15 protein-coding genes are annotated in these 13,646 nt (G+C 70.6%); 10 read left to right on the plus strand and 5 right to left on the minus strand.

The genetic code is table 11. The features are described from left to right. Positions 1-100: 100 nt before the first annotated feature. Genes dacB through hpt form a run of 4 tightly spaced genes read left to right on the plus strand, consistent with a single transcriptional unit; the run spans position 101 to position 4,132 of the window. On the plus strand, positions 101-1,486 hold the full coding sequence (dacB, locus tag BST44_RS08585) for a D-alanyl-D-alanine carboxypeptidase/D-alanyl-D-alanine endopeptidase (RefSeq protein WP_142274414.1): 1,386 nt from the start codon (positions 101-103) through the stop codon (positions 1,484-1,486). Beyond that, the gene (locus tag BST44_RS08590; RefSeq protein ID WP_083176664.1) at positions 1,483-2,529 is read left to right on the plus strand and encodes a zinc-dependent metalloprotease; all 1,047 of its coding nucleotides are present in this window, start codon (positions 1,483-1,485) and stop codon (positions 2,527-2,529) included. Before dacB ends, BST44_RS08590 begins: the two co-directional genes overlap by 4 nt. Continuing rightward, positions 2,508-3,470: a tRNA lysidine(34) synthetase TilS gene (gene tilS / locus BST44_RS08595; RefSeq protein ID WP_083176592.1), complete on the plus strand. Its 963-nt coding sequence runs from the start codon at positions 2,508-2,510 to the stop codon at positions 3,468-3,470. The genes BST44_RS08590 and tilS overlap by 22 nt, the downstream gene beginning before the upstream one ends. A gap of 50 nt (positions 3,471-3,520) precedes the next feature. Beyond that, complete coding sequence (gene hpt, locus BST44_RS08600) at positions 3,521-4,132, plus strand: hypoxanthine phosphoribosyltransferase (RefSeq protein ID WP_083176594.1); 612 nt, start codon at positions 3,521-3,523, stop codon at positions 4,130-4,132. A gap of 41 nt (positions 4,133-4,173) precedes the next feature. Here hpt and BST44_RS08605 read toward each other — a convergent pair whose 3' ends face one another. Beyond that, positions 4,174-4,908 carry an SIMPL domain-containing protein gene (locus BST44_RS08605; protein ID WP_083176596.1) on the minus strand — a complete coding sequence of 245 codons (735 nt, stop codon included), beginning with the start codon at positions 4,906-4,908 and terminating at the stop codon, positions 4,174-4,176. A gap of 610 nt (positions 4,909-5,518) precedes the next feature. Here BST44_RS08605 and BST44_RS08610 point away from each other — a divergent pair. Next, positions 5,519-5,818, plus strand: a complete 300-nt coding sequence (locus tag BST44_RS08610) for a PE family protein (RefSeq protein WP_083176598.1) — start codon at positions 5,519-5,521, stop codon at positions 5,816-5,818. Between the two features lie 7 nt (positions 5,819-5,825). Then, positions 5,826-7,043 (plus strand): PPE family protein, encoded by a 1,218-nt coding sequence (locus BST44_RS08615; RefSeq protein WP_083176600.1) that lies wholly within the window; start codon positions 5,826-5,828, stop codon positions 7,041-7,043. 104 nt (positions 7,044-7,147) lie between these two features. Here BST44_RS08615 and BST44_RS08620 read toward each other — a convergent pair whose 3' ends face one another. Further along, positions 7,148-7,498 (minus strand): hypothetical protein, encoded by a 351-nt coding sequence (locus tag BST44_RS08620; RefSeq protein WP_083176602.1) that lies wholly within the window; start codon positions 7,496-7,498, stop codon positions 7,148-7,150. 172 nt (positions 7,499-7,670) lie between these two features. Between BST44_RS08620 and BST44_RS31675 the strand changes: the two genes are divergently transcribed. The 4 genes from BST44_RS31675 (at position 7,671) to BST44_RS08645 (ending at position 10,408) form a co-directional block, all read left to right on the plus strand. Then, the gene (locus tag BST44_RS31675) at positions 7,671-8,624 is read left to right on the plus strand and encodes a PE family protein (RefSeq protein ID WP_208619754.1); all 954 of its coding nucleotides are present in this window, start codon (positions 7,671-7,673) and stop codon (positions 8,622-8,624) included. Beyond that, positions 8,582-9,709 (plus strand): PPE family protein, encoded by a 1,128-nt coding sequence (locus tag BST44_RS08635; RefSeq protein ID WP_158086645.1) that lies wholly within the window; start codon positions 8,582-8,584, stop codon positions 9,707-9,709. Before BST44_RS31675 ends, BST44_RS08635 begins: the two co-directional genes overlap by 43 nt. Positions 9,710-9,786: 77 nt before the next feature. Then, entirely contained in the window at positions 9,787-10,083 is a 297-nt protein-coding gene (locus BST44_RS08640; RefSeq protein WP_083176608.1) for a WXG100 family type VII secretion target, read from the plus strand. A 40-nt stretch (positions 10,084-10,123) separates the two neighbouring features. After that, positions 10,124-10,408, plus strand: a complete 285-nt coding sequence (locus tag BST44_RS08645; protein WP_083176610.1) for a WXG100 family type VII secretion target — start codon at positions 10,124-10,126, stop codon at positions 10,406-10,408. Here the strand turns inward: BST44_RS08645 and BST44_RS08650 are convergent, their stop codons facing one another. The 3 genes from BST44_RS08650 to BST44_RS08660 are packed head-to-tail and all read right to left on the minus strand — an operon-like array spanning position 10,409 to position 13,571. Further along, on the minus strand, positions 10,409-11,419 hold the full coding sequence (locus BST44_RS08650) for a zinc-binding dehydrogenase (protein ID WP_083176611.1): 1,011 nt from the start codon (positions 11,417-11,419) through the stop codon (positions 10,409-10,411). It lies immediately after the preceding gene. Beyond that, positions 11,419-12,606, minus strand: a complete 1,188-nt coding sequence (locus BST44_RS08655; protein WP_083176613.1) for an LLM class flavin-dependent oxidoreductase — start codon at positions 12,604-12,606, stop codon at positions 11,419-11,421. Before BST44_RS08655 ends, BST44_RS08650 begins: the two co-directional genes overlap by 1 nt. After that, positions 12,603-13,571: an alpha/beta fold hydrolase gene (locus BST44_RS08660; protein ID WP_142274420.1), complete on the minus strand. Its 969-nt coding sequence runs from the start codon at positions 13,569-13,571 to the stop codon at positions 12,603-12,605. The genes BST44_RS08655 and BST44_RS08660 overlap by 4 nt, the downstream gene beginning before the upstream one ends. Positions 13,572-13,646 lie beyond the last annotated feature (75 nt).

Raw genomic sequence — 13,646 nt, forward strand, 5'->3', positions numbered from 1 at the left:
GCTCCTTTTCTGGGTAGGCAGGTCAACTTTGCTCTGTTACACCCTAGTCGAGCGCATCCCGGCCGATTCGGCAGAATGGCTTCAGACAGTCAGGAGAGCGATGGGTCCCACTCGCTGGCAAAAATCCACCCATGTGTTCGTCGGGTTGGCCGTGCTGGCGTTTGTCGCCGCGGTGGTCGCGGCGGCAACGTTTTTCACCTCCGCGGGGCATGGCGGCAACAGCGCGCACGCCACGATCCCGCCTCCGCACGCGCCGACGGTCAAGCCCGGGATGGTCCCGGTCAGCGACACCGCGGAGACCCCAACGCCGGCCGGAGTGGCGGCCCTGCTGGCGGCCGTCGCGGCCGATCCGAACTTGGGGCGGCTCGGGGCCCGGGTGACCGACGCCATGACCGGGAAGGAGCTCTGGCAGGTCGCCGCCGACCTGCCGCTGGTGCCGGCGTCGACGAACAAGGTGCTGACGGCGGCCGCCGCCCTGCTGACCCTGGACCATCAGACGCGGATCAGCACGCGCGTGGTGGCCGGCAGCCAGAACGCGCAGGGCCCCGTCGTGCTGGTCGGCGCGGGTGACCCGGTGCTGTCGGCGGCGCCGCCCGGTGTGGACACCTGGTATCGGGGGTCGGCCCGGATCAGCGATCTCGTCGAGCAGATCCGCCGCAGCGGCGTGACGCCGACCGCGGTGCAGGTGGACACCTCCGCGTTCAGCGGGCCCACGATGGCGCAGGGCTGGGACCCCGCCGACGTCGACAACGGCGACATCGCGCCGATCGAGTCGGTGATGATCGACGCGGGCCGCATCCAGCCGAGCACCGTCAACTCGCGGCGGTCGCGCACCCCTGCCCTGGACGCCGGACGTGAGCTGGCCAAGGCGCTCGGCCTGGATCCCGGGGCGGTGACGATCGCGACGGCGCCGTCGGGAGCGCGGCAGCTGGCCGTCGTGCAGTCGGCGCCGTTGGTGCAGCGGCTGTCCGAGATGATGGACCACTCCGACAACGTGATGGCCGAATGCATCGCCCGCGAGGTGGCGGCCGCCATCAACCGGCCCCGCAGCTTCGCCGGCGCGGTCGACGCGGTGACCAACAGGTTGAGCACCGCGCACGTCGAGACCGGCGGCGTCGCGCTGTTGGATTCCAGCGGGCTTTCGGTCGACGACCGGTTGACCGCCAAGACGCTCGACGGTGTGTTGCAGGCGGCCGCCGGACCCGACCAGCCGACGCTGCGGGCGCTGCTGGATCTGCTCCCGATCGCCGCCGGCAGCGGGACGCTGGGCGACCGCTTCACCGACGCGGCCTCCAATCAGGGACCCGCCGGCTGGCTGCGCGCCAAGACCGGATCGCTGACCGCCGTCAACGCCCTGGCCGGGGTGCTCACCGACCGCAGCGGACGGGTGCTCACCTTCGCCTTCATCTCCAACGCGGCGGGGCCGAACGGCCGGAACGTGATGGACGCCCTGGCCACCAAGCTGTGGTCCTGCGGGTGCTCATGAGCGCGTCCTCGGAGCTGACGCTCGGCACCGCGGTCGACTGGGGCTTCGCCGCCACCGTGGGCCGGCGGTTGGCCCGGCCCGGTCCGCCGTCGAGCGACTACACCCGCCGCCAGGCGATCGACGAGCTCACCCGCTGCGCCGCCAAGGCCGAACCACCGGTGCGCGAGGTGACGGGCCTGATCACCGACGGCGTGGTGCCCGCCGCCCGCATCGTCGACCGCCCGGAATGGATCGGCGCGGCGGCCGAGTCGATGCGCGTGATGATGAACGGGGCCGAGAAGCCGCGCGGCTTCCTCACCGGCCGCGTCACCGGCGCGCAGACGGGTGCCGTGCTGGCGTTCGTGTCGTCCGGAATCCTCGGGCAGTACGACCCGTTCGCGGCCGCGAAGGAGGGCTGCCTGCTGCTGGTGTATCCCAACGTCATCGCCGTCGAGCGGCAGCTGCGGGTCGAGCCCTCCGATTTTCGGTTGTGGGTCTGCCTGCACGAGGTCACCCACCGGGTGCAGTTCACCGCGAACCGCTGGTTGTCCGAGCACATGTCGCGGTGCCTGGCGCTGCTGACGCGGGACGCCGGTGAAGACGTCGCGCAGGTGGCGGGCCGGCTGGCCGATTACGTGCGCCACCGCGGGAACGGGGCGACGGACGGCGGCTCGTCGGGGATCGTCGGCCTGGTGCGCGCCGTGCAGTCCGAGCCGCAGCGGCAGGCCCTCGATCAGCTGCTGGTGCTCGGCACGCTGCTGGAGGGCCACGCCGACCACGTGATGGACGCAGTCGGGCCGATGGTGGTGCCGTCGGTGGCGACCATCCGTCGCCGGTTCGACGAGCGCCGCAACCGCAAACAGCCGCCGCTGCAGCGCCTGCTGCGCGCGCTGCTGGGGCTCGACGCCAAGCTCAACCAGTACACGCGCGGCAAGGCGTTCGTCGACCACGTGGTGGGCCGGGTCGGCATGGAGCGGTTCAACGCCATCTGGACCGGCCCCGAGACGCTGCCCCTGCCCGCCGAGATCGAAGAACCCCAGCGATGGATCGACCGAGTGCTGTAGGGCAGCTGCGCGCTGCTGTCGAAGAGTTCGCCAAGACCCACGTCGCCGCGGCCGAACAGTGGTGCGTGGCCCTGTCGGGCGGCCCGGATTCGCTTGCGCTCACCGCGGTGGCGGCCCAGCTGCGGCCCACCACCGCCGTGATCGTCGATCACGGCCTGCAACCCGGGTCCGCCGACATCGCCGAGACGGCCCGGGCGCAAGCCGTCGCCGTGGGATGCGTTGCGGCGCAGGTGGTTCGCGTGCACGTGGGCAACGAAGGCGGCCCCGAGGCCGCCGCCCGCACCGCCCGCTACGCCGCGCTGAGCGCGTACCACGGCGGCCCGGTGCTCCTCGGGCACACGCTCGACGATCAGGCGGAGACGGTGCTGCTGGGGCTGGGCCGCGGGTCGGGCGTGCGGTCGATCGCCGGGATGCGGCCGTACGACCCGCCGTGGGGGCGGCCGTTGCTGGGCGTGCGGCGCACGGTGACCCACGCCGCGTGCGTGGAGCTGGGGCTCTCGGCCTGGCAGGACCCGCACAACACCGACCGCCGCTTCACCCGGACCCGGCTCCGCCTGGAGGTGCTCCCGCTCCTGGAGGAGGTGTTGGGCGGCGGCGTGGCCGAGGCGCTGGCCCGCACGGCGACGGCGTTGCGCGAGGACTCCGAGCTGATCGACACGCTCGCCGCCCGGGCGCTGCCCGAGGCGAAGGCGGGCGCGGGATTGCACACGCAGGCCCTGGCGGCGCTGCCCGGCCCGGTGCGGCGGCGGGTGATCCGCGGCTGGTTGTTGGCCGGCGGCGCAACCGGCCTGACGGACAAGCAGATCCGCGGCGTCGACGCGCTTGTCATCGCCTGGCGCGGACAGGGCGGGGTGGCGGTGGGGTCCGCGCTGCGCGACGAGCGGTTGATCGCCGGGCGCCGCGACGGCGTGCTCAGCCTGTGGCGGGAACCGGTCCGCTAGGCGCAATACCGGGGTCGCCGTTGGTTATTCGGCCGGTGCCGTGGCACTCTGTGGGCGTGGCCCAGATCTCCCCGGCGATCACCCCCGCGCAGCCCGTGGAGCTGTACCCCGGGGACATCAAATCGGTCCTGCTCACCGCGGAGCAGATCCAGGCGCGAATCGCCGAACTCGGCGAGGAGATCGGCGGCCAGTACCGCGACGCGATGACCGAGACCGGCCAGGATCTGCTGCTGATCACCGTGCTCAAGGGCGCTGTGATCTTCGTCACCGACCTTGCGCGGGCGATTCCGGTGCCCACCCAGTTCGAGTTCATGGCGGTCAGCTCCTATGGAACGTCGACGTCGTCGTCCGGCGTGGTGCGGATCCTCAAGGATCTGGACCGCGACATCCAGGGGCGCGACGTGCTGATCGTCGAGGACGTCGTCGACTCGGGCCTGACGCTGTCGTGGTTGCTGCGAAACCTGAGCAGCCGCCACCCGCGTTCGCTGCGGGTGTGCACGCTGCTGCGTAAGCCCGATGCGAAGGGCGCCAACGTCGACATCGCCTATGTGGGCTTCGATATCCCGAACGATTTCGTCGTGGGCTATGGCCTGGATTACGACGAGCGCTATCGCGACCTGTCCTACATCGGCACCCTGGACCCCCGGGTCTACCAGCAGTAGACGCCCGTCTTCCGGGCGCGGCGGATCGCCGCCGATAGGCGTTAAGCCAGCTCCCACACCGCGGTCACCGAGAAGCTCACCGTCTGCTGGCCCGGTTCCAGCGGGACCGCGCTCGGCATCGCCTTCGGCGCCGGCGGCCCCGCCGCCGTCGGTTCGGTCGCCTCCGAAATCGACAGCACCTTGCCCAGTCGGAGCCCGGACAGCTGTGCGTACTGCTCGGCGCGGTTCTTGGCGTCGTCGAACGCCCGCGCGCGGGCGTCCTTGACCAGTTGCGAGTCGTCGGCGATGGAGTAGCTGACGGACTTGATCCTGGTGGCGTCGCCGCCGGTGCCGACGATGAGCGCCAGCATCCGCGACGCCGCGTCCGGTGGGTGGATCTTGACCGTGATGGCGTTGGTGGCGCGGTAGCCGGTGATGGCGGCGGTGCCGTTGGGGCCGGGGTTGCTGAACTGCGGCTGCAGAGTGACCTCGGTCGTGCTGATGTCTTTGTGGTCGACGCCGGCGCCGGTCAGCGCGTTGATGACGGCCTGCTGGCGGTCGTTGGTCTGGTTCATCGCGGCGGTCACGTCGGGCGCCGTGAACTCGATGCCGACGTCGGCGGTCAGGGTGTCCGGGACGCCTTGCACCTGCCCCGAACCGAAGACCGTGACCTGACGGGGGTTGACCCCGGGCGCGGAAGGCGGCGAATCACAGGCCGACACCGTGGCGGCAGCCAGGCCGGCGGCCGCCAGGAGGGTCAACTTGCGCCTCGGCTTCGTGACGCTGGATTGCGGCATGCAGTGGACCCTAGCGAATTTTTCAGGCGTAACAGCCCGCGGCTCGCAGGACGGCGGGTTCATGCCGAACTCTGAAAAATCGGGGTCCCGGCATCTGTGGCCGATATGTCCGCGCATCGAGTCCCTCCGGTTTGGGCCCGCTCATGTGCGAAACGCCTGAGTCTTGCGGTCGGTAATCCGGCGGGAGCGAAGCCCGCACGTGGTCCCCGATCGGCCCGTGGTTCGCCGCTTGCGCATGACGCACTCTGGCATCGGTACTGATCCACTGATCGATCATGTTGCCGCGGAGATGATTTGGCTATCGGCTCGGACGCCGTGTCCGTCCGCCGGGTGCCCGCTTAGCCGAGGTTCGGCGGAGGGGAAACCGCCGTCACCGATTTCCTAGAGAACTCTAACCACGCGAATTCGACGTTGTCGCAACAAATATCTGTACCCCGCGACTGCCGGTTCCGCGTTCGGTGAACACCGACCAAACCGGTCGTTAACCGGCTACCCGAGGACTTCCGTTGACGTGAGCCGGGTGGTTTAACGTGGCCGCCGGAATCGCAGCGATGACGCAATCGGTCGTTGAAAGTCGCTGATATCAAACGCCATCGAGGGAGGAATGCGAATGTCGATCGTGATCGCACAGCCGGACATGTTGAGCGCAGCCGCGGGGGAACTGCAGTCGGTCAACGCGGCGCTACAGGCGGGCAACGCTGCCGCGGCAGGCCCGACGACGGCGGTGGCTCCAGCAGCGTCCGACGCGGTGTCCATCCTGACCGCCACCCAGTTCTCCGCCCACGCCCAGCTTTACCAGGCGATCAGCGCCCAGGCCGCGCGCGCGCAAGAACAGTTGGCGACGGTGCTCGGGATTTGCGCGGGTTCGTATGCGGCCACCGAGGCCGCCAACAGCGTGCTTGTCGGTTAGGCGAGTCATGCTGGATTTCGGACTCTTGCCGCCGGAGATCAACTCGGCGCTGATGTACTCCGGGCCCGGCTCCGGACCGATGCTGGCCGCCGCCGCGGGCTGGGAGGCGCTGGCGGCCGACCTGCTCGACACGGCCTCCGGGTACCTGTCGGTGGTCACCGGGCTGACCGACGGACCCTGGCTCGGGGGCGCCGCCCTGTCGATGGCGGCGGCGGCCACGCCGCAGATCGCCTGGTTGAACGGCGCGGCCGGCCGGGCCGAAGACGCCGCCGCCCAGGCCGCGGCGGCGGCCGGCGCATACGAGGCGGCGTTCGCCGCGACGGTGCCACCGCCGGTGATCGCGGCCAATCGGGTGTTGCTGGCGGAGTTGCTGGCCACGAACTTCCTCGGCCAGAACACACCGGCGATCGCGGCCACCGAGGCGCAATACCTCGAGATGTGGGCGCAGGACGCGGTCGCCATGTACGGCTACGCGGCGGCGTCGGCCGCGGCGGCGTCGCTGCCGCCGTTCGACCCGGCTGCGCCCGCCACCAACCCGGCGGGGGTGGCCGCCCAGGACGTCGCCGTTGCGCAGGCGGTAGCGTCCTCGGCTGCCGCAGAGACGCAGGAACTGTCGGCGCTGACCGACGCGATGCCCGGCACGCTTGCCGGTCTCGCCGGACCCCAAGCCGCGGCCAGTCCGGTCGGCAACCTGGTCAGCGGCGGCACGCTGGCGCTGGACGGTATGGGCGGCGCGCTCCTGGAAAGCCTCACCGGCTCGTCCACCCTGCACCCCGGCACGCCCATCGACATGTTCAAGGAGTGGGTGGGACCCAGCCGGCTCTTCGTCACGATCTTCCGGGACCTCGAAGGGCTCAGCCACTCGATGGCGCCCAAGGCCGCCGCCCAGGCAGTCGAGGGTGCCGCGAAGGCCGCCGCATCGGCCCTGCCGGCGGCCCTGTCCGGCGCCGGGCTGAGCGGCCCCGCGGGGGCGGTCGGCAAGGCGGTGACCGTCGGCGCCCTGTCGGTGCCCCAGGCGTGGGCGAATGTCGCCCCGGCGGCGACCCCCGCCGCCGCGACGCTCAATGGCCTCGCGGCATCGGCGGCCGTCGAACCCGCGACCCACGCGGTAGGCGGCGTCCCCATGGTGGGCAGTGGCCTCGGCCGCGGAATGTCAGCCAACTTCGCGGCCCCGCGGTACGGCTTCAAGCCCGCGGTCATCCCGCACCCACCGGCCGGGGGTTAGCCGCGGCGCCGTCGAGACCCAGGGCGGCAGGTTTCGGGGTCCGCGTGCCACGGCCCAGGCGCGGGCCGACTCCGCCGCGCGCGGCACCCGCGCCCGACGGCGACTCAGTCGCGCGAGTTCTCCGCCGTCGGATTCGGCATCAACACTCGTTGCCGCGTCGTGGGCCGGAACGGGTCCAGCGACTGCGCGTCGCCCAGGGCACCGTGCACATCCTCAGGCGTGATCAGGCCGAGTTCGACCTGTAGCCAGGTGGCGCTGAGCCCGAACGCATGCGCGGCGCGCCTGGCCTCCTCGGCATCGGGGAAGTCGTCGGCATTGGCGCGCCCGGCGGGCCCGTACCAACGGCCTTTGGTGACACCGCAGGCGTCGCGCAACTGCTCGACGGTGATGTCGCGGTTCAGCGTCGCCTCGAGCAGGCGCCTCAGTCCCCAGCCGGCGGCGTTCGTGCGTGGCATCCACCCAGAGTAACCCGGTGCCAAAACCCGGGCAAAGCATCCGTTCTTGCGAGTCCTGAGACGAAATCGAGAACTACCAGACTCGTACTAGACATATATTCATAAAACATGACATAGTGTCCGGAAGCGCGACAACGAAAGTCGGATTCGGGCACCTCACGAGGAGAAAGACATGTCGTTCCTGACCACGAGGCCGGAACTGCTGCTCGCCGCGGCGGGCCGGCTGCAGGCGATCGGCGCCGCGGTGACCGCGGCCAATTCGATGGCGGCGTTCCCGATCACGGGAGTGGTCCCGGCGTCGGCCCACGAGATCTCGGCGCTGACCGCGGCCACCTTCGCCGGCTACGGCCAGCAGTATCAGGCGATCAGCGCCCAGGCCGGCATGATCCACGAGCAGTTTGTCAGCGTCCTCGGGGCCAGTGCCGATTCGTACGAGGCCGCCGAGGCCGCCAACGCGACCCAAGCCGCGGGCGGCCACCTGGCGCCGGCCATGCCCGCGCACATGGTGCCCGGCGGGCCCGCCCGCACGGCGCCGGCCGTGCCCAGTCGCGTCGCGCCGGCGGCGCCCAACCGCGTGACCCCCACCGCCCCGGCCCACCCGGCAACCGCGGCGGCGCCCGTGCACCCGGGATGGCACGGCGGCGGCTATGGCGGCGATGCGACCCCCCAGCGGGGCGGTTACGCCGGTTACGGAGCCGCCCACTATGGCCACCACCAGGCGCCGTACGCGCGGGGTAACTATGGGGCCCACCCGGCCGCACCCGCCGAACGCGTCGCACACCCGGCCCGCATGGCGCCCGCCGAGCACGTGGAACACGTTGCGCCCGCCCGCCCGGCGCCCGCCGGGCAGGTCGCGCGCGCGGAGTCGGCGCCCCGCCACCTCCTGCCCGGACAGCTGGCGCCGAACGCGCCCGCCCGGCTCGCCGCCGCCTTGCCCGCCGAACACGTCGCCCCGATGCACCTGCCCCGCCGGAACGCCCGGCGAGCATGTCGTGCACGCGCAGGCGGCCTTCAAAGCCGCGTCCGGCCCGAAGCCCTCACCGGCGCTGGCATAACGAACGACCCAACGAAAGGAACGTGGAGATGGATTTCGCTGCGATGCCCCCGGAGATCACGTCCGGGCTGATCTATGCGGGGCCGGGGCCGGGATCGATGCTGGCGGCCGCGATGGCGTGGGAGGCCCTGGCCGCCGAGCTGCGGGCGGCCGCGACCGGCTACGGGACCGTGGTCCTCGACCTCACCGAGGCCGGCTGGCAGGGCCCGTCGTCGGCGGCGATGGCGGCCGCCGCGGCTCCCTACGTGGCCTGGATGCACGCCACCGCCGCGCTGGCCGAGGAGGCGGGCATGCAGGCGACGACGGCCGCCGTGGCACACGAGGCGGCGTTCGCAGCCACCGTGCCGCCCCCGCTCATTGCGGCCAACCGCTCCTTGCTGATGATGCTGGTCGCGACCAACCTCCTCGGGCAACACACAGCGGCGATCGCGGCCACCGAGGCGCAGTACGGCGAGATGTGGGCCCAGGACGCCGCGGCCATGTACGTCTATGCCGGCTCCTCGGCGGCGGCGGCCACGCTGGCGCCGATGGCGCTCGCTCCGCCCACCACCAATCCCGGCGGGGCGGCGGATGGCGCGATGGCGGCGGGCGCGGCGAACATGCAGGGGGCCACCCAGGGAATGGCCACTCAGGCGGCGATGGCGCTGCCGTCGGCGCTCAATTCGCCCGCGTCATCGCTGGCGGGCAGCTTTCCGTCGGCCGTCAGCAGTTTCGCCGATCTGCTCGGCACGCCGTTGGGCCAGGGCGCCGGCACCACAGCGGGAATGGGCGGGACGGCCGCGGCCCCCGCCGACTTTGCCACCGCCATGCGCGCCTCCGGCGCCCTTTCCCCGGGCGCGCTGCCCGGCATGCAACGCTTCATCCCCGCGCAGCCGCTGATGACCACACCGCAGCGGCTCGCGCCGGCCCGCCTGATGCCGTCGGCGGCCATGGGCCGGGCCACTGGAATCGGTGGCCTGTCGGTGCCGCCGAGCTGGGCCGCGGCGACTCCCGAAGCGGCCGCGCCGTCCGCCGCACCACTGGCGGGTGCCGGCGCGGCTGCTCGAATGCTGAGCCCCCGCGGCAGTTCCGCGGCCCCGGTCGGCGGCACGGAGATGCGTGGCTTCGGCGCCACCATGCCGGCTTTCGCGAGCGTATTGCCGCGCGTGATCGGATGAGGAGAGGGGGAGAGGCGCTCTCGACGTAGAAGTGACGAAACATCAACAATTACAACAACATTCGAAGGAGAAAAGTAATGTCAACGCGATTCATGACCGACCCGCACGAAATGCGGGCGATGGCGGGCCGCTTCGAGGTGCACGCCCAGACGGTCGAGGACGAGGCCCGCAAGATGTGGGCGTCGTCGCAGAACATCTCCGGCGCAGGCTGGGGCGGAGCCGCCGAGGCGACCTCCTACGACACCATGGGCCAGATGAATCAAGCGTTTCGCAACATCGTCAACATGCTGCACGGCGTGCGGGACGGGCTGGTTCGCGACGCGAACAACTACGAGCAACAAGAGCAGTCCTCGCAGCAGATCCTGGGCAGCTAGCCCGGCACATCAACCCTCTACCAACAGGAGACATTCAACAATGACGATCAACTATCAATTCGGCGATGTCGACGCCCACGGCGCCACCATCCGCGCGCAGGCCGCGTCGCTGGAGGCCGAACACCAGGCCATCGTCCGCGATGTGCTTGCGGCCGGCGACTTCTGGGGCGGCGCCGGGTCGGCGGCGTGCCAGGAATTCATCACCCAACTGGGTCGCAACTTCCAGGTGATCTACGAGCAGGCCAACGCGCACGGGCAGAAGGTGCAGACCGCCGGCAGCAACATGGCCAGTACCGACAGCGCCGTCGGATCGAGCTGGGCCTAGCTACGGAGTGACCAGAATCTTGCAGTGCCGCTCGGGGTCGGCGAGGTCGTCGAAGGCCGCGCCGACCCCGTCCAGGCCCACCTCCCCGGTGATCAGCGGGCTCACGTCGATGTCACCCTCGGCCAGCGCGCGCAGCGAGTCGGCGAACTCCTCCGGGGTGTAGGCGAGCACGAACTGGACGTTGATCTCTTTGGCGATCGCGAAGAACGGATGCACGGTGTCGGGTTGCATACAGACCCCGGCGACGACCAGGCGGGTGCCGGGCCGCGCCCGCAGCAGAATGTCGTCGATGATGCCGGGCACCCCGACCGCCTCGAACACCACGGTGGGTTTGACGGAGTCGAACGGTGACCCCTGGGCGGCGTCCAGCGTCCGGTGGGCGCCCATGGCGCGGGCGAGCTCCCTTCGCTTGGGCGAGAAGTCAGAGACGACAACGTTTTCCACTCCCCTTGCCCGCAGCGCCGCGACGATCGCGATGCCGATCGGGCCGCAGCCGACGACCAGCGCCGTCTCGCCGGGGGCGATGCCGGACTTGTTGACGGCGTGGAGCCCCACCGCCATGGGTTCGGTCAGGGCCGCGTGCCGGAAATCCAGGCCGTTGGGAATCGGCAGCAGCAGCGGCGCAGAGAGCAGCATGCGCTCGGCGTACCCGCCGATCGTGCTGTTGCTGTAGACGATCGGTTCGACGCCCCTGGCGGACAGCAGCACCGGAAGCGAGGTGACCAGGGTCCCCGGCGGGTGGGTCTCGGTGTCGGGTCCGGCCTCGAGCACCTCGGCGCTGAATTCGTGCCCCATGAAGATGTCGTGATCCAGGTCGACGTGCATGCCTGCGCCGCCCGCCACCCGCTCGCTCATGTCCAGCACATGCGCGCCGTGGGCGGCGAAATGCAGGTCGGAGCCGCAGATCCCGCACGCCCGCACACCGACGAGCACCTGCCCGACCCCCGGTACGGGCTCGGTGACGTCGTCCCGGTAAGCCATGCGGCCGTCGCGCAACACCGCCGCGCGCATCAGCCTTCGGCGCCCTTCTGCTCGTCGACGTGCTCGGTGATGGCCTTCACCACGGCCTCACCCGCCCGGCCGATCAGCTGGTCGCGTCTGCCCTTGGCCCAGTCGTGCGACGAACGAGACGCCTCGAGCTGGCCCTTGAAGTGGGGAATCACCTTGCGCGCCATCAGGTCATAGCAGTGATACGTCGCCTCGGGGGAGGCCCAGTCGTGACCCAGCATCAGCAGCGTGCCGAAACCTCCCGAGCGGTCGAGCAGGTCTTCGATGTGGGCGATCGCGTCGTCGGGGGTTCCGATGCAGCAATTGCCCTTGGCCGCGTAGTCCGCGACGAACTCGTGCGGCGTCTGGGCGCCCTCCACCACGTTGGCCAACGGGACGAACCCGGCCGCGCCGAAGTAGTTGGCGAAATCTTGCAGCCCGTACGTGCAATCGTCGATGGCCTGCTCACGGCTGTCCGCGATGTGCATGATGCTCAGCACCCGCCAGTCGGCCCGATCGGGCTCGTCGCGGCCGGCCCTGTCGGCCTGCTCGCGCACCACGTCCCACGTGGTTTCCAGAGCGGCGTAGCCGCCCGGCACCGACATCGACAGCGACAACAGCGACGTGCCCAGTGCGCCCGCCAGCCGCGGGCCGGACGGCGAAATCATTGCCGCCGTGGATATTTCGGGATAAGGCCAGGTGTAGGGCCGGATGTGCAGCTGCGCTTCGCGCAACGTGAACCAGTCGGTTTGACGGTCTATCCGCTCCGTGGGCCCCGCGCGGAACAGGGCGAGGATCGCTTCGAGTGACTCCTGCATCATGTGCCGCTGGTCGACCGGATCGATGCCCATCATGTACGCATCCGACGGCAGGGCGCCGGGACCGGTGCCGAACATCACCCGCCCGCGGGTGAGGTGGTCGAGCAGCACCCAGCGATCGGCCACCATCAACGGGTGGTGGTAGGGCAGCGAAACCACTCCGGTGCCCAACCGGATGTGTTTCGTGCGCTCCGCGGCGGCCGCGATGAACACCTCCGGGCAGGCGATCAGTTCGTAACCGCCGGAGTGGTGTTCGCCGAACCACGCCTCGTCGAAACCGAGCCGGTCCAGGGCTATCACGCGTTCCATGTCGTATTCCAAAGCCACCGTTGGTGATTGGCCGATCGGGTGAAACGGTGTGATGAAGACACCGAAGCGCAGCGGGGCGCTCATCGCAGCTCCAATCCGTTGAGAAACTCCAATAGGGCCGTGTTCACCTCGTCGGGCCGTTCCTGCTGGAGCCAATGTCCCGCGCCGTCGATCATCACCTCGCGGTAGGGGCCGGTGATCAACTGCGATGCGCGGTCGGCCCGGGTGAACGCCAACACCGGATCGGCGGTGCCGCCGATGAACAGCGCCGGCACAGTGATTTTCGCATCCGCCAGCTCCGGGGTGGTCTCCCAGTTGCGGTCGAAGTTGCGATACCAATTCAGTCCGCCGGTGAACCCGGTGCGGGAGAACTCGTCGATGTAGCGGTCGAGCTCCTCCTGGCTGAGCCAGTCGGGCAGCCGGTCGGGTTCGGGGAGGCGGTCGATGAAGCCCTCCGGCCCGGGGGCCACCATCCGCAGCCCCGCCGCCCTGTCGCCGGACGTCCGCAGCCCGCCCATCATCCGCCGCATGGTGCGCGCCGGGTCCGCGTCGAGCTCGGCGTCGGCGACGCCGGGCTCCTGGAAGTACAGGATGTAGAAGAAGTTCTCGCCGAATGTCTTACGCCACGCCTGTGTCGGGGCGACGCGCGAGCGTGGCACCGCGGGCACGCTGAGCGCGGCGACGGCCGCGACCCGGTCCGGGTGCAGCAACGGGGCATTCCACACCACGGCCGCGCCCCAGTCGTGGCCGACCCAGACGGCGCGCTCGGCGCCGACGTCGTCGAGCAGACCGACCAGGTCGGCCGTCAGCTGGTGCACGTCGTAGGCCTCGATCGCGTCCGGGCGGGACGAGCCGCCGTAGCCGCGCTGGTCCGGGGCCAGCACGTGGTAGCCGGCCCCGGCGAGGACGGGGATCTGGTGCCGCCACGAATAGGCCAGTTCGGGAAAGCCGTGGGCCAGGATCACCACGGGCGCCCCGCGCCGTCCCGCCTCCGTCACCCGCAGCTGCACACCGTTGGTCTCGACTAACCGTTCGGTTGATTCCAGCACCTTGTCACCCAAGCACAACCCCTCGGCGGCTGAGAAGTATTCACGCTGATTGCGAATTGCATTCCAATGGGCCTG

Source organism: Mycobacterium scrofulaceum, from assembly GCF_002086735.1.
GTDB classification, from domain to species: Bacteria; Actinomycetota; Actinomycetes; order Mycobacteriales; family Mycobacteriaceae; genus Mycobacterium; species Mycobacterium scrofulaceum.